Raw genomic sequence first — 21,708 nt, forward strand, 5'->3', positions numbered from 1 at the left:
TGCCGTGACCGCCGCCAGCCTGCAGGACCGCCCCGGCGGGCGGGCGCTGCTGACCGCCGCCCGCCCCCGCTATCCGCGGCTGGTCAGAGTGTGGGCCGACGGTGGCTACGCCAACGTGGTCGACACCCACCTGATCGACTACGCCCACGACGAGCTGGGCCTGCACTTGGAGATCGTTCGCCGCAGCGACGACGTGCCAGGCTTCCAGGTACTGCCGCGCCGATGGGTCGTCGAGCGCAGCTTCGGGTGGCTGACGAGGAGCAGGCGGTTGGCACGCGACTACGAGCGCAAGACCGAGCACGCCGAGGCCATGATCAAGGTCGCGATGATCCGGCTCATGGCCGCCCGGCTCACCGGACGGCACATCGAGCCGCACGGCCCCATCGAGACCGAGGCCGCCCGCCGCCTCGCCGAAGACCTCGACGAGCAGCAGTAACCGATCAGTTACCCAACACCCTCTCAGAGGGCGGGTCCTCAGAGGGCGGGTCCTCAGAGGGCGGGTCCTCAGAGGGCGGGTCCTCAGAGGGCGGGTCCTCAGAGGGCGGGTCCTCAGAGGGCGTAGCCGAAGGAGAAGACGCGGTCGGGGTCGACGGCCCGCTTGACCGCCTGCAGCCGCTCGGCGACGGCGGGCGGGTAGGCCGCGGCGACCTCGGCCGGACCGCTGACCTCGCCGAGGAAGTTGACCACGCAGCCGGGCGCCTTCCACGGCTCGAGCGCGGCCAGCAGGCCCTTGCCCAGCGCCGGGACGACGGCGGCCAGCTCGGGCACCGCCGGGCCGATGACGAGCACCTGGAAGGCGCCGTCGCGGCCGGCCACGGCGTTCGGGCTCTGCGGCTGGCGGGCCAGCGCGCCGCCGAGCAGCCGGAGCTCGACCATGATCAGCGGGATGTCGAGCTGCGGCCCGGCCGCGGCGAGGAGCGCGTCGATCGTCCCCTCGGTCAGCTCGGCGAGCTGCATGCCCTTCTCCCAGCCCGGCATCGGGTCCTTGGGGTCCATGTGGATCGAGTCGAACTCGGTCGCCAGCAGCGGGTGGATGAAGCCCAGGACCACCTCGCCGGCGGACCTCATCGGCTCGAGCAGCCGCTCGCCCTCGGCGAAGTCCTCGCCGGAGTAGGCGTAGCGCAGGTGCAGCACGGTCTGCCCGCGCAGCGGCGGCGGCAGCTCCTCCAGCGGCGGCACCCGCAGCAGCGCGATCGAGGTGCTGACCTCCTCGGGCAGGGTCGGCGCCCACTCGCGGAAGGCGTGCAGCACCGCGGCGGCGTCCTTGCCGGCGAAGAAGATCCCGCCGCCGAGCACCGAGCGCACCGGGACCAGCTGGATCTCGATCGAGGTGACGACGCCGAAGTTGCTCTTGCCGCCGCGGACGGCCCAGAACAGCTCGGGCTCCTCCTCGGCGCAGACGGTGCGGATCGCGCCGTCGGCGGTGACGATCTCGACCGAGAGGACCTGGTCGGCGGCGAAGCCGTACCTGCGGCCCAGCGAGCCGAGCCCGCCCCCGAGCGTGTAGCCGACCACGCCGACGTCGGACGACGACCCGCACAGGCCGGTGAGCCCGAACGGGGCCGCGGCCTCGAGCACCTTGACCCAGCGGACGCCGGCCTCGACGCGGGCGGTGCCGCGCATCCGGTCGATCGTCACGCCCTGCATGCGGCGGGTGGAGATCATCAGCGAGCCGGCGGCGTTGCGCACGGGCCCGTGCCCGGTGGCCTGGACGGCGACCTTGAGGCCGTGGGCGGTCGCCCACGAGACGGCGGCGGCGACGTCGGCGGCGCAGGTGGCGCCGACCGCGATCGCCGGGGTGTGGGTGACGGCGACGTTGAAGGTGGCGACCTCGGCGGCCATGCCGTCGTCGCCGGCGACGTAGACCGGGCCGTGCACGCGGCTGCGCAGGTCGTCGACGTCCTCGGCCGGGATCGCCGGCGCGAGGCTGTCGAGGACGGCGTCGTCCATGGCGACCGGCAGGGACTCGGGCTCGATGAGGCTCATGGGGGGTTTCCCTCGGGAGAGTGCTCGCGGCGCTCCGCCGCGGTGGGGGTCGATCGGGACGGGGAGCACCGTGGCCCCGGCGACTTGACCCGCACTTGCAAGACTCTTGGACGACGACTTGCGGTCCCCGGCGCCCGGGAGCGCGACGGATCCGCACGAAAGGGTCTCCCGATCCGGGCCGAGACCTGGGAGGATCCCCCGTCGTGCGTTATCGCGTCCTCGGCCCGCTCGAGGTGTCGGGAACCGACGGACGCCCGCTGGACGTCGGGGGCGCCAAGCCGCGCGCGCTGCTGGCCCTGCTGCTCGCCGACGCCAACCGCGTGGTCGCCGTCGACCGCATCGTCGCGACCCTGTGGGGCGACGACCCGCCGCCCACCGTCACCGGCACGCTGCAGGCCTACGTCTCGCACCTGCGCCGGGTGCTCGAGCCCGACCGCGGGCCGCGCGAGGCGCCGTCGGTGCTGCTCACCCGCGCTCCCGGCTACCTGCTGCGGACCGACGCCGGCGACCTGGACGCGCTGCGCTTCCCCGAGCTGGTCGAGGAGGCCGAGCGGGCGCTGGAGGGCGGCGACCCGGCGCGCGGGGTCAGCCTGCTCGACCAGGCGCTGAAGCTCTGGCGCGGCGAGCCGCTGGCCGAGCTGGGCGACACGCCGTCGGCGGCCACCGACCGGCTGCGGCTGGTCGAGCTGCACGTGCGCGCCCGCGAGCGGCGCTGCGACGCCCTGCTGGCGCTGGGCCGGGCCGACGCCGCGGTCACCGACCTGCAGGACCTCGTCGCCCAGAACCCGCTGCGCGAGCGGCTGTGGGCCCGGCTGGTCACCGCCCTCTACGCCGCCGACCGGCAGGCCGACGCGCTCGACGCGGTGCGCCGGTGCACCGAGCTGCTGCGCGACGAGCTGGGCATCGACCCGGGTCCGGAGCTGCGCGACCTGGAGCAGGCCGTGCTCCGCCAGGACCCGAAGCTGCTCGAGCGGCTCCCCCGCCCGAAGCTGACCGTCGCCCCGCCGCCCGCGCCGGCCCCGGTGGTGCCGGCGGCGGAGGAGATCGTGGGCCGCCGGCAGGAGCTGGACCGGCTCAGCGCGGTCGGCGACCAGGTCGCCGGCGGCCGGCCCGCGGTGGTGGTCATCGAGGGGGAGGCCGGGATCGGCAAGACCCGCCTGGCCGAGGCCGCCGCCGACGCCGCCCGCGCCGCCGGGTGGGCGGTGGCGTGGGCGCGCTGCGCCGACGACGCCGGTGCGCCGCCGCTGTGGCCGTGGACCCAGGTGCTCGAGCAGCTCGGCCAGGAGCAGCTGACCCTGGTCACCGAGGCCGACGCCGCCGGGGACGCCGACGCCGCCCGGTTCCGGCTGTTCCAGGACCTGCGGGGCCGGCTGTCGTCGGCCGCCAGCCGCCCGCTGCTCGTCGTCCTCGACGACCTGCAGGGCGCGGACACGACGTCGGTCCAGCTGCTCGGGCTGCTCGGCCGGCACCTGCCCCGCGTCCCGCTGCTGGTGATGATCACCGCGCGGACCGTCGGCGAGCAGGTCCCGGAGACGGTCTCCGACGCGCTGGCCCGGCTGGCCCGCGAGCCCTCCGCCACGTGCCTGCGCCTCACCGGGCTGGCGACCGAGGACGTGCAGACGCTGCTGGCCCGCCAGCTCGGTGCCGGTGACCGCTCGCTGGCCTCCGCCGTGCACGACCGCACCGGCGGCAACCCGTTCTTCGTCGTCGAGCTCTCCCGCTGGATGCTCGGCGCGCACGACCTGCAGCTGACCCGCGTGCCGGTGCCGCCGTCGGTGGGCGAGGTGCTGCGCAAGCGGCTGGACCGGCTGCCGGCGGACACCCGCGCGGTGCTGCAGCTGGCCGCGGTCGCCGGCCGCGACATCTCGCTGGAGCTGCTGGAGGCCGCCGGCACGCCCGCCGAGGACGCCCTGACGGCGCTGGACTCCGCCGTCGCCGTCGGGCTGGTCGTGGAGGGCGCCACCCCGTGGACCTGGCGGTTCACCCACGCGCTGGTGCAGGAGGTGCTGGCCGGCGACCTCTCGGCGCTGCAGCGGGCCCGGCTGCACGCCCGGCTGGGCGCGGCGCTGGAGCAGCGGGCCGCGGCGGGCACGCCCGAGGAGGCGCTGCTCGAGCGGCTGGCGCACCACTTCATGGAGGCGGTCCCGGTGACCGGCCCCGGCCCGGCGCGGCGCTACGCGGCCGACGCCGCCCAGGCGGCCCGCTCGCGGTGGGGGCACGGGGAGGCGGCCGAGCACACCCGCCGGGCGCTGGGCCTGCTCGACCCGAACGAGCCCGACGCGCTGCGCACCCGGCACCAGCTGCTCACGCTGCTCGCCCACGACCTGCTGCGCAGCGGCTCGCGCACCGAGGCGCACGAGGTCACCGCGCAGGCCATCGCCGCCGCCCGCGAGCTCGGCGACCGCAAGTGCCTGGCCGACGCCGCGGCGATCTGGGGCAGCATCACCGTCTGGAACTGGCGGCCGCACGGTGTCGTCGACGACGACATGGTCGCCGTCCTGGAGGACCTGCTCGAGCACCGCGACGAGCTGGCCGACACCGACGACGAGCGCGACCGGCTGGCCGCGCGGCTGCTGGGCACCCTCGGCGTCGAGCTGGCGTTCAGCCACGACCTGCAGAAGGGCGTGCGCTACGCCGACCAGGCCGTGGAGCTGGCCCGCCGGATCGGCGACCCCGAGCTGCGCGGCCGCACGCTGAACAACTACAGCCTGGCCGTGTGGGGCCGCCCGGGCGCCGCGGAGCTGCGGCTGGCCGCCGCCGAGGAGACGATCTCGCTGGCCGGCAAGGGCCTGCCCCGCCGCACCGAGTTCTTCGCGCGGCTGCACCGCGCGGCGATCCGGCTGCACATGACCGACCTGCGCGGCTTCGAGGCCGACCTGGACGCCGCCCGCCGGCTGGCGATCTCGCTGTCCGGCCCCGAGGTGCGCCCGCACGTGCTGTGGCAGCAGGCCGGCGCGGCCTGGCTGCGCGGCGACGCCGCCCGCGCCGAGGAGCTGACCACCGAGGCCTACGAGCTGTACCGGCGGGTGACACCGCACGCGCGGCACGCCTACGCCGCCCACCAGTTCACCCTGCGCCGCGGCGACCACCGGCTGCCCGAGGCGGTCGACCTGCTGGTCGAGACCGGCGACGAGGGCAACCCGCTGCTGCAGCTGATGGCGGTGCTGGCCGCCGCGGAGTCGGGCGACCTCAAGGAGGCCCGCCGGCTGCGGGCCCGCTGGGGGCGCACGCAGATCCGCGACTGGGCCAGCGACGTCGCCGTCCTGCTCGAGGCCGAGTGCGCGCTGCTGCTCGGCGACGAGCCGGAGCAGGAGATGGCCGTCGTCCAGCTCCTGCCCTTCCGCGGCCGGCAGGCGGTCCTGGGGACGCCCTCGTTCTCGCTGGGCGCCTACGACGAGCTGCTGGGCCGGATCGCCGAGGCGCACGGCGACACCGTGGCCGCCCGCGAGTGGTGGCTGGCCGCGCGGCAGCAGGGCCGGCTGGTGGGGTCACCGCACCAGGTGGCGCTGGCCGAGTCGCACCTGGCGCGGGTGCCGGCCGAGAAGGCCGTCCGCCCGCGCCGCAAGCGCTCGACGACGCCGCCCCCGCCCGCCGCCTCCGCCTGAGCTCCGCCTGAGCTCCGCCTGAGCTCCGCCACGATCAGCCGAGCTGGTCGTGGCGGGACCTCCCTGACGCTGGGGCGTGAGGGAGGACGCGTTGCGGTGAGGGAGGAGCCACGGCGGCGTCAGGCTCCGCAGTGGGCGGTGGTGGTCCTCGGGATGTCCAGCGCGGGATTGCGGTCGAAGAAGCCGAACGGCGCGAGGGAGAACCCGCACGAGTCGACCGGCATGACCGGCCACTCCTCCGGCCGCGGGAAGTGCACCATGCCGAAGGTGTGCCACAGGACGACGTCCTGCCCCTCGAGCGGGCGGTCGCCGGCGACGAAGACCGGCAGCCCGCCGGCGCCGGCGTGCTGGTTGACCAGGTCCCCTGCGGCGTGCCGCTGGGCGGGGTCGTACCGGGTGACCCACAGGTGCTTGGTCGCGAACGCGGCCCGCTCGGCGATCGACGACGACTCGCCGGCCAGCAGGACCGGCCTGCCCTCCGGGACCAGGACGTACCCGACCGGCTGCCCGAGCCGGTTGCGGACCGACGGGTTGACCACCTGCCACACGCGGTCGACGGATGCATCGGCCATCCGCTGTGCCTCCGACTCCCGGGTCAGGGGCGTCATCCGGCGGCGGAACCCGTTGGCGAACGGGTTGCCGTCGCCCGCCGGATCAGGGACGGCGTCGACTTCGTAGACCGTGTTCCCCGTCCCGTCGACGGCCATGTCCAGCCGTGCCGAGAAGAGGTGCTGGTGGTAGGGCGCACCCAGCCCCGGAGCTACCTCGGTCGCGTACGGGTGGTCGGGGCCGCGGTACGAGGAGGTCCACAGGATGCCGGTCGCCTTCACCTCCAGCTGGATCCGGCCGTCCAGGTACAGATACCAGTAGAAGCCGTAGTCGTAGTTGCCGACCGTGGTGACGAAGCTGATCACCAGCCGGCGCTGCCGCCGGGTCTCGGCCATGTCGAAACGTCGCTGTGCTTCCAGAGGAGACCGACGTCCTCCTCGTGCAGGCAGACGGCGTTGGGGAGGACCTGCGGGTGGCCGGTCTCGTCGGCGAGCACGGCGTCGAAGTAGCGGATCTCGCCCAGGCAGTCGCACCCCAGCTCGAGGCTGTTGGCGAACCGGCCGAACAGGTACTCGCCGCCGTCGAAGTAGTTCTGCCAGTAGCGAGCCGGTGAGGGATCGGCGTACGGCACGATCATCTCGGAGACCGACGCGCGATAGACCACCGACCGGCCGTCGTGGGTGACCTGGTGCAGGGAGAGGCCCTCCCGCGCGTCGAAGCCGAACCGGAACCGCCAGCCGGCCCAGCTGACCTCGTCGTCGTCGACGGTGAAGCTGGGGCCCTCCGGCTGGCTGATCTCGATGGGCCGCAGGTCGGTCCGGGGTGGGACCGCGTGCGGCGCGGCGTCCCAGCGACCGCGTTCGGCCGGCACCGGCAGGTCGAGCAGGTCGTGCACGGCGGTGACCACGCCCGCGATCAGGTCGATGTCGGCGACCAGGCCGTCCACGGGATGGGCGTAGGGGCTGTCCTGCGCATCCGGCTGGAGGAAGGGGAGCACGCGGAGGAGCCGCCGGTCCGCCTCGCCGGCGAGACCGTAGGCGCCCGCCGACAGCGGCGCGCAGCGGACGTCCGCGACGTCGAGCCCCCGCCGGGCCAGTGCCGTGGTCCACCGCTCGTCGGCGGCCACGATCCCCTCCATCTCCAGGAACTCCTCGAACAGGATCGGCAGCTGCCCCTCCGTGGCGGCGTCGATCTCGACGTCCCGGACGATCGCCCGGCGGCTCAGCGAGACCGACACGTCACGCGCGATGCCGGTGGCGCGGTCGAGCAGCAGCACCCGCACCCGTCGGTCGACCTCCGCTCCCGGGCGCCAACCGAGGACGTCCTCCTTGTCCGGCTCCTCGAGCTGGACGAGGACGAACCGGGTCGATGCGGAGAGCGCCCCGGCATCCGCGATCAGGTCTCGGACCTCCTGGATCTCCTCGGCGGTGAGCCGGGCCAGCGGGTGACGGACGGCGGGGGCGCGGGTGGACGTCGCGGTCATCGGGGCTCCTCCGGCGCGGGAGGCCCACCCTTCCCCGCTCCCGTGGCCGGACGCTACAGACCTTCGGCCCGGTCCATCACCGGGTCGTCGCGATGCCGCCGTCCACGGGGATGACCGTGCCGGTCACGTACGCACCGGCGCGGCTGGTCAGGTAGACGACGACGCCGGCCATGTCGTCGGGGCGGCCGATGCGGCCCAGCGGCGACCGGGCGGCGATCTCGTCGCCGAACGCCTCGAGGGTGGCGGCCATCATCTTCGACTCGAACGGGCCGGGGGCGACGGCGTTGACGGTGATCCGGCGCGGCCCGAGCTCCTTGGCCAGCACCCGCGTGAGGTGGTGCAGCGCGGCCTTGGACGCCGAGTACGAGTAGGTGTGCATCGGCGGGACGTGCAGGCCGTCGATGCTGCCGACGTTCACCACGCGCGCCGGGTCGTCGTCGGTGCCGCCCTCCTGCAGCAGCGGCAGGAACGCCCGGGTGAGGAAGAACGGCGACTTGAGGTTCAGGTCGAGCACCTTGTCCCAGCCGGAGGCGGGGAACTCCATCAGCGGCGCCCCCCACGTCGCGCCGGCGTTGTTGACCAGGATGTGCAGCTCGTCCTCGTGCCGCCCCACCTCGGCGGCCAGCGCCTGGCACGCCTCCTCGGTGGAGAGGTCGGCCGGCACGAACCGGACCGTGCCGTGCGCCGCGAGCTCCTCGCGGGCGCGTTCGCCCTCGTCGGCCTTGCGGGCGCTGATGTAGACGCGGGCGCCGGCCTGCAGCAGGCCCCGGGCCATCATCAGGCCGATCCCCCGGGTGCCGCCGGTCACGACGGCCACCTTGCCGGTCAGGTCGAACAGGTCCACGAGCCACCTCCGGGAGGTCCGCGCCGCCGCGCGCCGCTGGACGGCGACCCTATCCAGCCACCGTCCGGGCCCTCGCGTTCACCCGGCCCGGACGACGCGGCTGCCCCGGTCCGCGGCCAGCCTGGTGCCCGGGAGAGGGGAGGCGCCATGACCGGGACGTCGCAGGACGACCTGCGCCCGAACTGGCACGTCCGGTCCGGGGAGTACGCGCCGAGCGGGCAGCAGAGCCGCTGGGTCACCTGGCTGGTCTTCGCCGGCGTGATGCTGGCGATCGTCGGGTTCCTGCAGGCGCTGGCCGGGCTCACGGCCCTGTTCGACGAGGACTCGTTCGCCGTCCCGTCCACCGGGCTGGTGGTCAGCGTGAGCTACGACGTCTGGGGCTGGACCCACCTCGTGCTCGGGGCGGTCGCCATGGTCACGGCGTTCCTCCTGCTGCGGGGCAACCTGTTCGGTCGGATCCTCGGCGTGGTCATCGCGGTGTGCAGCGCGCTGCTCAACCTCGCCTTCCTGCCCGCCCACCCCTGGTGGTCGGTGCTGGTCATCGCGTTCGACGTCCTCGTCGTCTACGCGATCACGGTGCACGGCGGGGAGCTGAAGGGCACCGCCTGACCGGGTTGTGCGAGTCTGCCGATCATGAGCGACGCCGCGCCCGTGGGCGCGTCCAGCGAGGTCGGCCGTCTGCGCACCGTGCTGCTGCACCGTCCCGGCCCCGAGCTGTCGCGGCTCACCCCGCGGAACAACGACCAGCTGCTCTTCGACGGGGTCCCCTGGGTGGCCCGCGCGCAGGAGGAGCACGACGCCTTCGCCCAGGCCCTGCGCGACCGCGGCGTCGAGGTGCTGCACCTCGACCGGCTGCTCGCCGAGGTGCTGGACTTCCCCGCCGCCCGCGCGGAGCTGATCGCCGCGGCCGTCGACGACCCCCGCCTCGGCACGACGCTGCAGCGGGCCGCGACCGCGCACCTGGCCGACCTCGCCCCCGACGAGCTCGCCGCGACGCTCATCGCCGGCCTGGCCCACGACGAGCTGCGCGGCGGCTCGGGTCTGGCCTACCGGCTGATGGACCGGGGCGAGTTCATCGTCCCGCCGCTGCCCAACCTGCTGTTCACCCGCGACTCGTCGGTGTGGGTGGGCGACGAGGTCGCCGTCACCTCGCTGGCCATGCCCGCCCGGCACCGCGAGAGCACCATCACCTCCGCCGTCTACACCCACCACCCGCGCTTCGCCGGCGTCGAGCAGCTCTACGGCGCCCGCCTGGAGCACCTGGAGGGCGGCGACGTCCTGCTGCTGGCCGAGGGCGTCGTCGCCGTCGGGGTGGGCGAGCGGACGACGCCCGGCGGGGCGGAGCGGCTGGCCCGGCGGGTGCTCAGCCGCGGGCTGGCGCAGACCGTGCTCGTCGTCCCGATCGTGCAGCAGCGGGCGACGATGCACCTGGACACCATCGCGACCATGGTCGACGTCGACGCGATGGTGATGTACCCGGCCGTCGCCGACGCCCTGGTGGCCTGGACGGTCACGGCCTCGCACTCCCCGCCCGCCCACCCCACCGCGGACTCCGACGGCCTCGAGCTCACCGTCCGCGGCCCCGCGCCCTTCGTCGAGGCCGCCGCGGCCGCGATGGGCATCGACCGGCTACGCGTCATCGACACCGGCCTCGACCCGGTCACCGCCGAGCGCGAGCAGTGGGACGACGGCAACAACACCCTCGCCCTCGCCCCGCGGCTGGCGGTGGCCTACGAGCGCAACACGGTGACCAACGCCGCGCTCGAGGCGGCCGGCATCGAGGTCGTGCGGATCGCCGGCTCCGAGCTGGGCAGCGGCCGCGGCGGCCCGCGGTGCATGAGCTGCCCCGTCACCCGCGACCCGCTCTGACGTGCTTCACCGCGATCGAGCACGCGTGCTCGATCGCGATGAAGCACCGACCGTTACAACCCCTGGGCGAGGCGGTGGTAGGCGGCGCTCCAGCGCAGCTCCTTGGCCAGCGACCGCCGCGTGGTCTCGGCGTCGATGACCACCAGCTCGGTCGAGAACACCTCGGCCAGGTCGGTGAGCTCGTCGGCGCCGACCTGGGTGGACAGCACCGTGTGGTGCGGCCCGCCGGCGGTCAGCCAGCCCTCGGCGGCGGTGGCGAAGTCGGGCCGTGGCTCCCAGACCGCCCGGGCGACCGGGAGGTTGGGCAGCGGCTCGTCGGGCTCGACGACGTCGATCTCGTTGGCCACCCAGCGGAACCGGTCGCCGAGGTCGGACCAGCCCACGACGACGCCCGGCGCCGGGGTGGCGGTGAACACCAGCCGGGCGGGGTCCTCGCGGCCGCCGATCCCGAGCGGGTGCACCTCGACGCGGGGCCGCTCGTCGGTGATCGTCGGGCAGACCTCGAGCATGTGGGCCCCGAGGATCTTCGGGGTGTCTCCCTCGAGGTGGTACGTGTAGTCCTCCATGAACGACGTGCCGCCGGGCAGGCCGTGGCCGACCACCTTGAGCACGTGCAGCAGCGCGGAGGTCTTCCAGTCCCCCTCGCCGCCGAATCCGTAGCCGTCGGCCATCAGCCGCTGGACGGCGAGGCCGGGCAGCTGGCGCAGCCCGCCGAGGTCCTCGAAGTTCGTGGTGAACGCACCGAAGTCGCCGTCCTCGAGGAACGACCGCAGCGCCGCCTCGATGCGCGCCTGGTAGCGCACGGCGTCGTGCTTCGGCCCGCCCGGCTCGGCGCCGTCCTGGAAGTCGTACCGGTCGAGGTACTCCTCGACCAGCGCGTCGACGGTCTTGTCCTCGACCGCGTCGACGACGGCGACCAGGTCGTTGACGCCCCAGGTGTTCACCGAGACGCCGAAGCGCAGCTCGGCCTCGACCTTGTCCGACTCGGTCACCGCGACGTTGCGCATGTTGTCGCCGAAGCGGGCCAGCTTGAGCGACCGGGCGGCCGCGGCACCGGCTGCGGCCCGGGCCCAGGAGCCGACCCGCGCCTGCACCCGCGGGTTCGACACGTGGCCGGCCACGGTGGTCCGCGGCGTCCGCAGGCGGGTGAGGATGAACGCGTGCTCCCGGTCGCCGTGGGCGGCCTGGTTGAGGTTCATGAAGTCCATGTCGATCGTCGCCCACGGCAGGGCGGCGTCGGCCTGGGTGTGCAGGTGCAGCAGCGGCTTGCGCAGCGCGTCGATGCCGGAGATCCACATCTTCGACGGCGAGAAGGTGTGCATCCAGGTGATGACGCCGAGGCAGTTCGGGTCCTCGTTCGCCTCGCCCATCGCGCGGCGGATCGCCCCGGCGTCCTTGAGCACGGGCTTCCACACCACCCGGACCGGGACGGCGTCGGCGGCGTCGAGCCCGGCGGCCACCCGCTGGGACTGCTCGGCGACCTGCTGCAGGGTCTCCTCGCCGTAGAGGTCCTGGCTGCCGGTCAGGAACCAGACCTCGGCCCCGGCGTAGGGGTCGGTGCGCATCAGGGAGCGATCCTCACTTCTGTCCGTAGACGTTCTGGTAGCGGGCGTAGAGCGAGTCGACGTCGCGCTGGTCGATCGGCAGCGGCTCGCCGAGCTGGCGGGAGAGGTGCACCGTGCGGGCGACGTCCTCGGTCATGACGGCGGCCTTGACCGCGGCCTTGCCCGACCCGCCGATGGTGAAGACGCCGTGGTTGCGCATGAGCACCGCCGGCGAGCGGGACGACGAGAGGGTCTCGACGATCCCCCGTCCGATCGAGTCGTCGCCGATCAGCGCGAACGGGCCGACCGGGATCGGGCCGCCGAACTCGTCGGCCATCGCCGTCAGCACGCACGGGATCTCCTCGGCGCGGGCCGCCCAGGCGGTGGCGTACGGGCTGTGCGTGTGCACCTGGCCGTTGACGTGCGGCATGTGCCGGTAGACGTAGGCGTGCGCGTCGGTGTCGGACGACGGCTTCTTCACCCCGTCGACGGGGTTGCCGTCGAGGTCGCAGACGGTGATGCCCTCCCAGGTCAGCTCGTCGTACTCGACGCCGCTGCCCTTGATGACGAACAGGTCCTCCCCGGGCACCCGCTCGGAGACGTTGCCCGACGTCCAGGTCACCAGCTCGTAGCGGGTCAGGTAGGTGTGCAGGGCGGCGACGTGCTCGCGCTGCGCGCGGTGGGTGCCGCGCTCGGTCAGGGTGGCGGTCATCGGCTGTCTCCTCGCGGGACGGGGCTCAGGTGGTCGACGGCGGCCCGCTCGACCGGGAGTGCGGCGACGTAGCGCCGCATGAAGGCGTCGAACCCCGCGACGTCGGCCGGGTCGGGCTCGGCGGTCTGCAGGCGCGCGCCGCCGAAGACGGCGCTGTCCAGGTAGTCGGCCAGGCCCTGCTCCGGCGCGCGCCGCACGGCGAAGGCCGCGAGCACGGCCATGCCCCAGGCGCCGCCCTCGGCCGCGACGTCGCCGACCGAGACCGGCGTCCCGATCGCCGCGGCCAGGAAGCGCTGCGCCACGCCCCGGGTCTTGAACAGGCCGCCGTGCGCGAACATGCGGTCCAGCCGCACGCCCTCGTCCTTCTGCAGCACGTCCATGCCGATCCGCAGCGTGGCCAGGGACGAGAACAGGTGCGCCCGCACGAAGGTGCCGAGGTCGAGCCGGCTGTCCGGCGACCGTACGAACAGCGGCCGCCCCTCCTCGAAGTCGGTGATCGGCTCGCCGGAGAGGTAGTTGTAGGCCACCATCCCGCCGCCGTCGGCGGCACCGCCGAGCGCGGCGGTGAACAGGGTCTCGAAGACGGCCGACGGGTCGGCGGGCGCACCGAGCGCGCGGGCGAACTCGGTGAACAGCCCGGCCCACGCGTCGAGCTCGCTGGCCCCGTTGTTGCAGTGCACCATCGCCACCGGGTCGCCGGCCGGCGTGGTGACCAGGTCCAGCTCGCGGTGCACCCGCCCGAGCTCTCGCTCGAGCACGACCATCGCGAAGATGCTCGTCCCGGCGGAGACGTTGGCGGTGCGCGGGGCGACCGAGTTCGTGGCGACCATGCCCGTCCCCGCGTCCCCCTCGGGCGGGCACAGCGGGACGCCGGGCCGCAGCCGCCCGGTGGGGTCGAGCAGGGCCGCGCCCGCCTCGGTCAGCGTGCCGGCGGGCTCGCCGGCGACCGCGATGGCCGGCAGCAGGTCGGCCAGCCGCAGCTGCGCGCCCGCCTCGGCGGCGAGCTGGTCGAACCGGGCCAGCATGGGAGCGGAGTACCCACCGGTGGCGCCGTCGATCGGGAACATGCCGCTGGCGTCCCCGATGCCGAGCACCTTCTCGCCGGTCAGCTGCCAGTGCACGTAGCCGGCCAGGGTGGTCAGGTGGTCGAGCCGGGCGACGTGCTCCTCGCCGTCCAGCACCGCCTGGTACAGGTGGGCGACGCTCCACCGGTGCGGGATGTTGTGGCCGAACTCCGCGGTGAGGCGCTCGGCCGCCCGCCCCGTGTTCGTGTTGCGCCAGGTGCGGAAGGGCGTGAGCAGCGCTCCGTCGGCGTCGAAGGCCAGGTAGCCGTGCATCATCGCCGAGACGCCCAGCGCGCCGACCGTGGAGAGCTCGACCCCGTGGCGCCGCCGGACGTCGTCCGCGAGGGCCGCGACGCTCTCCTGGACCCCCGACCACACGGCGTCCAGCGAGTACGTCCACAGCCGGTCGACGAACTGGTTCTCCCAGTCGGAGGTGCCGACGGCGAGCGGCGCGTGGTCCGGCCCGACCAGCACGGCCTTGATGCGGGTCGAGCCCAGCTCGATCCCGAGGGCCGTGCGACCTGCGGTGATCGCCGCGCCGGCGTCCGTCGTCATGTGGGAAGACCCTTCCGCCCGGTGACGGGCTTGGATGTTAGCGCTAACACGACGGACGGCCTCATATCCGGTGCCGCGGGGCCCCCGTGCTGGAGCGCACCAGCAGGGTCGGCAGCACGGGTTCGGGGTGCAGGTCCTCCCCCTGGAGCCGGGCGAGGACGAGCTCGACCCCGCGCCGGCCGAGCTCGGCGAAGTCCTGGCGCACCGTGGTCAGCGGCGGGGTGAAGTACGGGGCCTCCGGCAGGTCGTCGTAGCCGACGACGCTGACGTCGCGCGGGACCTCCAGCCCCTCCTCGTGGAAGGCGGCGAGCAGGCCCAGGGCCATCTGGTCGTTGGCCAGGAAGACGGCGGTGACCTTCTCGCCGTCGCGCAGCCGCTCGGCCAGCAGCTTGCCCGCGGCGTAGCCCGAGGACGGCGTCCAGTCGCCGCGCAGGATCCGCGGAGCCGCCGCCTCGGCGGCGTTCAGCTCGGCCCGCCAGCCCTCGATGCGGTCCCGGGCCTCCTTGCTGTCGGCCGGGCCGGTGACGTGGTGCACCGTGCGGTGGCCGAGGTCGAGCAGGTGCCGGGTGGCCAGCCGCGCGCCGGCCACCTGGTCGACGCCCACGGCCGGCTCCTCGAGCGCGCCGCCGCTCTGCACGGTGACCAGCGGGATCGGGGCGGAGACGGTGTGGAAGGCCTCGAAGGCGTCGTCGTAGGTGCCCAGGGCCACGACGGCGTCGACCGACTGCGCGACGAAGCGGTCGACCGCGTCGCGCATGGCCTTCGCCGTCGCGTCGTCGAGCACCGTGACCGCCAGCGAGTAGCCGGCGGACCGGGCGGCCTGCTCCAGGCCGACGAGCGTCTGCGCCGGCCCGTACTGGCTGATGTTGACCACGACGAAGCCGATGGTCCTGGTGGAGCCGGTGACCAACGCGCGCGCCGCGCTGTTGGGCCGGTAGCCGAGCTCGGCGATCGCCGCGAGCACCCGCTCGCGGGTCAGCGGGGCGACGTTGGGCGAGCCGTTGATGACGCGGGAGACCGTCTGGTGCGACACCCCGGCACGGGCCGCGACGTCGGACATGACGAGCGCACGAGGCGGCGCTTCGGGCTGCACCGGTCTCCTCCTCGGCGTCGTCGGCGGGGGGTGGTTCGGGGGTGGAGCGCTGGATCTGGGTGCGCGGGGTCCGCCCCGGCGCCCGCGGGCGCCGGGGCCGGACCCGCGCGGGTCAGCGGGAGCCGGCGGCCCGCCGCTTGTTGTAGACGTCGAAGGCCACGGCGAGCAGCAGCACGAGGCCCTTGACGACCGACTGGATGGACTGGTCGACGCCCTCGAGCTGCATGCCGTTGCTCATCACGCCGACGAGCAGACCGCCGACGACGGCGCCGCCCACGGTGCCCACACCACCGGTGACGGCGGCACCGCCGATGAAGCAGGCGGCGATGGCGTCGAGCTCGAACATGTTGCCGGCGCCGGGCTGGGCGCCGTTCGAGCGGGACGAGAACACGATGCCGGCCACGGCGGACAGCACGCCCATGTTCACGAACAGCCAGAAGTTGACCGCCCGCACCTTCACGCCGGACAGCGTCGCGGCGGCCAGGTTGCCGCCGATGGCGTAGACCTGGCGGCCGAAGACGGTGCGCTTGGTGACCATCGCGTACACGAGGATCAGCACGGCCAGGATGATCAGCACGATCGGCAGGCCGCGGGCGTGGGCCAGCTGCCAGGCGAAGTACATGACCACCGCGCCGACGACGACGATCCGCGCGACGAACAGCGGGAAGGACTCCACCGGCTGCTGGTACTTCACCCGCGCCATGCGGGTGCGGAACGAGCTGAGCGCGTAGCCGGCGACCGCGATGCCGCCGATCAGCAGGGTGAAGGCGTCGTAGCCGTCACCACCGATGAGCCCGTTGAGGAAGCCGCTGGCGATCCGGCCGTACTCCTGCGGGAACGGCGAGAGCGAGATGTTGTCCAGGACCTGCAGGGTGAGGCCGCGGAACAGGAGCATGCCGGCGAGGGTCACGATGAACGCCGGGATGCCGACGTAGGCGACCCAGAAGCCCTGCCAGATGCCCACCAGCAGGCCGACCCCGAGGGCGGCCAGCACGCCGACCCACCACGGTGCGCCCGACCTGATCACGGTCACCGCCGAGACCGCGCCGGTGAGCGCGACCACCGAGCCGACCGAGAGGTCGATGTGCCCGGCGATGATGATCATGACCATCCCGATCGCCAGGATCAGGATGTAGGAGTACTGCAGGACGATGTTCGTGATGTTGCCGGGCGAGAGCAGCGTGCCGTCGGTGAGGATCGCGAACAGCGCGATGATGACGACGAACGCGATGTAGATGCCGCTCTGCCGCAGGTTGCGGGTGAACAGCTGGCGGATGTCGCTCGTGCCGGCGTGGAGCGCGGCGGCGGGAGCGGCCTCAGCCGCGGTGTCCTCCGCCGGCGGCGGCGCGGTCCTGGTCATGCGGCCTGCTCCCTCTCCTTGGTCATGAGCACCATGAGGTTCTCCTGCGTGGCGTCGCCGACCGGCATCTCACCGGTGATCCGGCCGGCCGACAGGGTGTAGATGCGGTCGCAGATGCCGAGCAGCTCGGGCAGCTCCGACGAGATGACGAGGACGGCCTTCCCGGCCGCCACGAGGCGGTTGATGATCGTGTAGATCTCGTACTTGGCGCCGACGTCGATGCCGCGGGTGGGCTCGTCGAGGATGAGCACCTCGGGGTCGGTGAACAGCCACTTGGACAGGACGACCTTCTGCTGGTTGCCGCCGGAGAGCTTCCCGACGATCGACAGCACGCTGGGCGCCTTGATGTTCATGTCCTTGCGGTAGCCCTCGGCGACCTTGATCTCCTCGTTGCCGTTGACCCAGCCGCCACCGGACAGCTTCTTGAGGGCGGCGGCGGAGATGTTGCGGCTGATGTCCTCGATGAGGTTCAGCCCGTAGCGCTTGCGGTCCTCGGTCGCGTAGGCGATGCCGTTGTCGATCGCTTCGGCCACGCTGCGGGCCCGCACCTCCTTGCCGTGCACGAAGACCCGGCCGGAGATGTTGCGACCGTAGGAGCGGCCGAAGATGCTCATCGCCAGCTCGGTGCGGCCGGCGCCCATCAGCCCCGCGATGCCGACCACCTCGCCGGCGCGGACGTAGAAGTTGGCGTCCTCGACGATCTTGCGGTCCTGCGTGGGGTGCCAGACGGTCCAGTTCTCGACGCGGAGGATCTCCTCGCCCGGGTGCGACTCGCGCTCCGGGTAGAAGCTCTGCAGGTCGCGGCCGACCATGCCGCGGATGATCCGCTCCTGGGTGACCTCGCCCCGGTGCAGGTTCAGCGTCTCGACGGTCTTCCCGTCCCGGATGACGGTCACGTTGTCGGCGATCGCGGTGATCTCGTTCAGCTTGTGCGAGATCATGATCGAGGTGATCCCCTGCTCGCGCAGCCGGCGCAGCAGGTCCAGCAGGTGCGCCGAGTCGTTGTCGTTCAGCGCGGCGGTGGGCTCGTCGAGGATGAGCAGCCGCACGTCCTTGGACAGCGCCTTGGCGATCTCGACCAGCTGCTGCTTGCCGACGCCGAGCTGACCCACCGGCGTCACGGGGTTCTCGTCGAGGCCGACCTGCTTGAGCAGCGCGTCGGCGTCGGCGTTGGCCTTGTTCCAGTCGATGAGGCGGTTGCGCCCGCGGCGCTCGTTGCCCAGGAAGATGTTCTCGGCGATCGAGAGGTAGGGCACCAGGGCGAGCTCCTGGTGGATGATCACGATGCCGACGTGCTCGCTGTCGCGGATGCCGCCGAAGTGGACGGCCTGGCCGTCGTAGACGATCTCGCCGTCGTAGCTGCCGGTGGGGTAGACGCCGGAGAGGACCTTCATCAGCGTCGACTTGCCGGCGCCGTTCTCCCCGCAGATCGCGTGGATCTCGCCCCGCCGGACCGAGAGGTTGACGTTCTCGAGCGCCTTGACGCCGGGGAACGTCTTCGTGATGCCGCGCATCTCCAGGATGTTGTCGTCCATGGACTCCGTCGTCCTCGCAGTCGTGCGCTCGGATGGAACTGTGTGCCGTCAGCATGGCCCTGCCGCGGGGACGCGGCGAGTGGGCGGCTGAAGTGGAACCGGCCGGGCCCGGCAGCGCCTGTCGCTGCCGCCGGGCCCGGCCGGGCCTGGGGGTGCGGGTCAGTCGGCCTGACCCGCGGCGACCTCGTCGGCCGTCCAGTAACCGGTGTCGATCAGCTCCGCCTGGATGTCCTCGGCGAAGACGGTCACGACCGGCAGGAGGTACGAGGGCACGACCTTGACGCCGTTGTCGTACGTCTCGGTGTCGTTCGCCTCGGGCTCGTCGCCCTGGAGGAAGGCCTCACCGGCGACGACGGCCTGCTCGGCCAGCAGACGGGTGTCCTTGAAGATCGTGGAGCTCTGGACGCCGTCCTGGATCAGCTTGACCGAGGCGATCTCGGCGTCCTGACCCGTCACGACCGACATCGGCTGCGGGGTGGAGTCGAGGTTCGGCCCGTACCCGGCGTTGGTCAGCGCGGTGATGATGCCGCGCGACAGGCCGTCGTACGGCGAGAGGACGCCGTCGACGCGCGAGCCGTCGTTGTAGGTGGAGGTCAGCAGGTCCTCCATGCGCCGCTGGGCGGTCTCCTGCTGCCAGCGCAGGATCGCGACCTGCTCGATGTCGGTCTGGCCCGACTTCACGACGAGCGTGCCGTTGTCGATGTACTCCTGCAGCACCGACATCGCGCCGTCGAAGAAGAAGTGGGCGTTGTTGTCGTCCAGCGAGCCGGCGAACAGCTCGATGTTGAACGGACCGGTCGCGGTGCCCGGGTTGCCCTCGGCGTCGAGGATGCCCAGGCCGGTGAGCAGCGCGGTGCCCTGCGCGACGCCGACCTCGAAGTTGTCGAAGCTGACGTAGAAGTCGACGTTCTCGCTGTCGCGGATCAGCCGGTCGTACGAGATGACCGGGATGCCCTCGTCAGCGGCCGCCTGCAGCTGGCTCGACAGCGCGGTGCCGTCGATGGCGGCGATGATCAGGAGGTCGGCACCCTCGGTGATCATCTGGTCGATCTGCTGCGACTGGGTCGGGATGTCGTCGTTCGCGAACTGGAGGTTGACCGTGTAGCCCTTCTCCTCCAGCTGCGACTGCACGGCCTCGCCGTCGGCGATCCAGCGCTCGGACGTCTGGGTCGGCATCGAGACGCCGACCGTCTGGTCCTCCGGGTTGGCGTTCTCGTCGCCGGCGCTCGAGCCGCCACCGGCGCCCTCGCCGCCACAGGCCACCAGGCTCAGCGCGAGGGCAGCCCCCAGGGCGCTCAGCCGGAGCTTCTTAACCTGCACATCTCCTCCTCGAGACAACTGCCGCCTCACGGGCGCTCAGGCCCGCGCTGACGCGAGCGGCAGCCAGTGTGAGCGCTCACATAGGGGTGCCGTCAAGGCTTGTGCCAGAACTCAGATGTCACGTTCGGGTAACGCGCGCTTCACCGACGGCGGCTGGCGCGAGACCGCGATCTCGCCCCGCCACGTCCGTCTCGCCCGATCGGCGTCGGGCCCGGTGAGGCATAGGTACCTTCACCTGCGTTCCAGGGGCCAGAACGCAGGTGAAGGTACCTATGCCTGGGGTCAGCGGAGGGTGATCTGGCGGCTCAGCAGGCCGGCGCGGGCCCGGCGCTCGTCGGCGGTGAGCGGCTCGGTCACGGCGAGCGCGCGCTCCAGCCGTCCCTGGAACTCCGCGGCCGGGCCGGTCCAGTCGGCGGCCGGGGTGTCGGCGGGCAGGTCCCACACCGGGACGAGGAGGCCGTGGGCGCGGAAGGCCCCGGCGTAGCGGGTGCCCTCGCCCAGGGTCAGCTCCTCGGCGGCGCGCAGCCGGGCCAGGGCGTCGAGCAGCGGCTCCTCGTCCTCCTCGCGCACCCAGCGCAGGTGCGCCCGCTCGTCGCCCGGGCGGACCCAGTAGGCGGCGCCGAGCCCCTCGAGCCGCCGGGTGGGCAGGATCGCGGCGTTGGCCTGCTCCAGGCCGGCCTGCGCGGTCGGGCCGGCGTCGGCGCCCTCCAGCCAGAAGCCGAAGTCGTCGTGCACGGTCACCTCGAGCGGGGCCTCGCGGTCGACCAGCTCCTGCAGCCGGGGGCCGGCAGATCCGGCGGCACCGACCGGGCCGGGGTCGACCGGCGCACCGGTCGGGGCCTCGAGCGCGGCGGCCAGCGCGGTGCCGAGGTCGCGGCTGACGTCGTCGGACGCCGCGGGCAGCTGCACGCCGAGCACGATCTCGCCGTTCGCCCGCACCAGCGCGGGGGCGCCGCCGGGCAGCACGCTGGCCAGCGTGACCTCGCGGCCGTCGGCGGTCCGCAGGGGCGCGGTCGCGGCCGGGACGAACTCGCGCAGCGCCACCCAGTGCGCCTCGCCGGGCAGCCCCTCGAACGGCCGCGTCACCGGCGGGGCGTAGCCCGAGCCGTGGCAGTGCTTGTACCGCCGGCCGGAGCCGCAGGGGCACGGGGCCTTGGGGTTGACCTCGCCGTCGGCGGCCTTCGGGGCGGCGGGACGGCGCTTGGTCGAGGAGCGAGCCATGCGCCGACCCTATGCGCCCGGCGCGGGCACCCCCGTCCAGAGCTCGTCGAAGGCGATGCTGTCGAAGAACGCCGTCCCCTCGACCACGGCGCCGTCGCGGAGGGCGAGGAACCAGGCGTAGGTGTTGCGGTAGGTCGTGCCGGCCGTGGTGGTGCCCTCGCCGTCCCAGACGACCACGACGTCGTCGCCGTCGGCGAGCACGCTGCGGATGCGCACCGGGCGGAACGGCGCGTCGGCCGGGAACCGCGCCGCGAACGGGGCGAGCACGCCGTCGACGAACTCCCGGGCGCTGCCGTACCGGCCGGCCGCCTGCGACCGGCCGACGATCTCCCACCGCATGTCCTCGGCGAACAGTGCGCTGACGTGCCCGTCCCCGCGCTGCCACGCCTCGAACGCGGCCGTGACCAGTGCTCGGTTGTCCGCCATCCCCTACTCCCTCTCCGCCAGTCGCTTCAGGTTGAGCAGCTGCCGCCGGGCCATGACCAGGTCGCCCACCGCCATCGCGCGGGTGGTGACGGCGGCCGGCACGGGCAGCGGCGGCGGCGTCCAGCGCAGCCGCATGAGCAGGTGGCTGCCGCCGTCCCGCGGCGTGACCGCGTAGGTGACGACGACGTGCCCGAACCGGCCGCGGTGCTCGTAGGTCTGCTGCACCGGCCGCTCGAACGACGCCAGGTGGAAGATCCGCATCGCCGGCTGCCCGACGACCAGCCGGTCGAGCCCGGGCGTGAGCCGCTGCGGGCTGCGCCGGCCGCCGTTGTCGAGCAGGTCGTAGGAGTACGGCGCGACGCGCAGCTGGCACAGCCAGCGGAACAGGCGCTCCGGCGGCGCGTCGACGTCCACGGCCCGGTGCAGGACGACGTCGGCGTCGGGGAACAGCTCGTCGCAGGGCAGCCGCCGGACGAGGTCGTCGTCCGTGGCACCCCAGTCGCGGACGACGTCGGCGATCGCCATGACCGCCACCTTGGCCC

16 protein-coding genes and 1 pseudogene are annotated in these 21,708 nt (G+C 73.5%); 4 read left to right on the forward strand and 13 right to left on the reverse strand.

The features are described 5' to 3' along the window. The coding region (locus ACI797_RS20635; protein ID WP_456860893.1) for a transposase at nt 1–436 on the forward strand (436 nt) is incomplete at its 5' end. Between the two features lie 113 nt (nt 437–549). On the opposite strand, the gene ACI797_RS20640 is transcribed toward ACI797_RS20635, so the two are convergent. Further along, nucleotides 550–1,986: an FAD-binding oxidoreductase gene (locus ACI797_RS20640; RefSeq protein ID WP_456860895.1), complete on the reverse strand. Its 1,437-nt coding sequence runs from the start codon at nt 1,984–1,986 to the stop codon at nt 550–552. Nucleotides 1,987–2,189: 203 nt separating this feature from the next. On the opposite strand from ACI797_RS20640, the gene ACI797_RS20645 reads away from it, so the two are divergent. Continuing rightward, entirely contained in the window at nt 2,190–5,591 is a 3,402-nt protein-coding gene (locus ACI797_RS20645) for a BTAD domain-containing putative transcriptional regulator (protein ID WP_456860897.1), read from the forward strand. Nucleotides 5,592–5,710: 119 nt separating this feature from the next. On the opposite strand, the pseudogene ACI797_RS20650 reads toward ACI797_RS20645, so the two are convergent. Further along, nucleotides 5,711–7,623: pseudogene (locus ACI797_RS20650) on the reverse strand (primary-amine oxidase). Between the two features lie 76 nt (nt 7,624–7,699). Continuing rightward, complete coding sequence (locus ACI797_RS20655) at nt 7,700–8,467, reverse strand: SDR family oxidoreductase (protein ID WP_456540568.1); 768 nt, start codon at nt 8,465–8,467, stop codon at nt 7,700–7,702. Between the two features lie 147 nt (nt 8,468–8,614). Between ACI797_RS20655 and ACI797_RS20660 the strand changes: the two genes are divergently transcribed. Both ACI797_RS20660 and ACI797_RS20665 read left to right on the forward strand, forming a co-directional pair. Next, a complete protein-coding gene (locus ACI797_RS20660) occupies nt 8,615–9,076 on the forward strand; it encodes a DUF7144 family membrane protein (RefSeq protein WP_456860899.1) in 462 nt (153 codons plus the stop codon). A gap of 24 nt (nt 9,077–9,100) precedes the next feature. Continuing rightward, the gene (locus ACI797_RS20665) at nt 9,101–10,336 is read left to right on the forward strand and encodes an arginine deiminase (RefSeq protein WP_456860900.1); all 1,236 of its coding nucleotides are present in this window, start codon (nt 9,101–9,103) and stop codon (nt 10,334–10,336) included. A gap of 53 nt (nt 10,337–10,389) precedes the next feature. On the opposite strand, the gene araA is transcribed toward ACI797_RS20665, so the two are convergent. The 10 genes from araA to ACI797_RS20715 all read right to left on the reverse strand — a co-directional run bounded on the left by araA (nt 10,390) and on the right by ACI797_RS20715 (nt 21,691). Continuing rightward, nucleotides 10,390–11,901 (reverse strand): L-arabinose isomerase, encoded by a 1,512-nt coding sequence (gene araA, locus ACI797_RS20670; protein ID WP_456860902.1) that lies wholly within the window; start codon nt 11,899–11,901, stop codon nt 10,390–10,392. Nucleotides 11,902–11,914: 13 nt separating this feature from the next. Further along, a complete protein-coding gene (locus tag ACI797_RS20675) occupies nt 11,915–12,592 on the reverse strand; it encodes an L-ribulose-5-phosphate 4-epimerase (RefSeq protein ID WP_456860904.1) in 678 nt (225 codons plus the stop codon). Continuing rightward, on the reverse strand, nt 12,589–14,211 hold the full coding sequence (locus ACI797_RS20680) for a xylulokinase (protein WP_456860906.1): 1,623 nt from the start codon (nt 14,209–14,211) through the stop codon (nt 12,589–12,591). The genes ACI797_RS20675 and ACI797_RS20680 overlap by 4 nt, the downstream gene beginning before the upstream one ends. 61 nt (nt 14,212–14,272) lie before the next feature. Further along, nucleotides 14,273–15,304, reverse strand: coding sequence for a LacI family DNA-binding transcriptional regulator (locus ACI797_RS20685; protein WP_456860908.1), 1,032 nt, complete (start codon nt 15,302–15,304; stop codon nt 14,273–14,275). Nucleotides 15,305–15,416: 112 nt separating this feature from the next. Further along, nucleotides 15,417–16,664, reverse strand: coding sequence for a multiple monosaccharide ABC transporter permease (gene mmsB, locus ACI797_RS20690; protein ID WP_456860910.1), 1,248 nt, complete (start codon nt 16,662–16,664; stop codon nt 15,417–15,419). After that, on the reverse strand, nt 16,661–18,199 hold the full coding sequence (gene mmsA, locus ACI797_RS20695) for a multiple monosaccharide ABC transporter ATP-binding protein (RefSeq protein WP_456860913.1): 1,539 nt from the start codon (nt 18,197–18,199) through the stop codon (nt 16,661–16,663). Before mmsA ends, mmsB begins: the two co-directional genes overlap by 4 nt. Before the next feature lie 159 nt (nt 18,200–18,358). Continuing rightward, a complete protein-coding gene (gene chvE, locus ACI797_RS20700) occupies nt 18,359–19,519 on the reverse strand; it encodes a multiple monosaccharide ABC transporter substrate-binding protein (RefSeq protein WP_456860915.1) in 1,161 nt (386 codons plus the stop codon). Nucleotides 19,520–19,801: 282 nt separating this feature from the next. After that, nucleotides 19,802–20,740 (reverse strand): DUF5926 family protein, encoded by a 939-nt coding sequence (locus ACI797_RS20705; protein ID WP_456860917.1) that lies wholly within the window; start codon nt 20,738–20,740, stop codon nt 19,802–19,804. 9 nt (nt 20,741–20,749) lie between these two features. Then, a complete protein-coding gene (locus ACI797_RS20710; RefSeq protein ID WP_456860919.1) occupies nt 20,750–21,166 on the reverse strand; it encodes a nuclear transport factor 2 family protein in 417 nt (138 codons plus the stop codon). 3 nt (nt 21,167–21,169) lie between these two features. Beyond that, complete coding sequence (locus ACI797_RS20715; protein WP_456860922.1) at nt 21,170–21,691, reverse strand: hypothetical protein; 522 nt, start codon at nt 21,689–21,691, stop codon at nt 21,170–21,172. Nucleotides 21,692–21,708: the final 17 nt, after the last annotated feature.

Source organism: Geodermatophilus sp. SYSU D00691, assembly GCF_054050275.1.

What these genes read in the sequence shown, in the direction of transcription:
- ACI797_RS20640 (WP_456860895.1), bottom strand. Translation starts at nt 1,986, where the DNA reads ATGAGCCTCATCGAGCCCGAGTCCCTGCCGGTCGCCATGGACGACGCC.
- ACI797_RS20660 (WP_456860899.1), top strand. Translation starts at nt 8,615, where the DNA reads ATGACCGGGACGTCGCAGGACGACCTGCGCCCGAACTGGCACGTCCGG.
- ACI797_RS20665 (WP_456860900.1), top strand. Translation starts at nt 9,101, where the DNA reads ATGAGCGACGCCGCGCCCGTGGGCGCGTCCAGCGAGGTCGGCCGTCTG.
- araA (WP_456860902.1), bottom strand. Translation starts at nt 11,901, where the DNA reads ATGCGCACCGACCCCTACGCCGGGGCCGAGGTCTGGTTCCTGACCGGC.
- ACI797_RS20675 (WP_456860904.1), bottom strand. Translation starts at nt 12,592, where the DNA reads ATGACCGCCACCCTGACCGAGCGCGGCACCCACCGCGCGCAGCGCGAG.
- ACI797_RS20680 (WP_456860906.1), bottom strand. Translation starts at nt 14,211, where the DNA reads ATGACGACGGACGCCGGCGCGGCGATCACCGCAGGTCGCACGGCCCTC.
- mmsB (WP_456860910.1), bottom strand. Translation starts at nt 16,664, where the DNA reads ATGACCAGGACCGCGCCGCCGCCGGCGGAGGACACCGCGGCTGAGGCC.
- mmsA (WP_456860913.1), bottom strand. Translation starts at nt 18,199, where the DNA reads ATGGACGACAACATCCTGGAGATGCGCGGCATCACGAAGACGTTCCCC.
- ACI797_RS20705 (WP_456860917.1), bottom strand. Translation starts at nt 20,740, where the DNA reads ATGGCTCGCTCCTCGACCAAGCGCCGTCCCGCCGCCCCGAAGGCCGCC.
- ACI797_RS20710 (WP_456860919.1), bottom strand. Translation starts at nt 21,166, where the DNA reads ATGGCGGACAACCGAGCACTGGTCACGGCCGCGTTCGAGGCGTGGCAG.
- ACI797_RS20715 (WP_456860922.1), bottom strand. Translation starts at nt 21,691, where the DNA reads ATGGCGATCGCCGACGTCGTCCGCGACTGGGGTGCCACGGACGACGAC.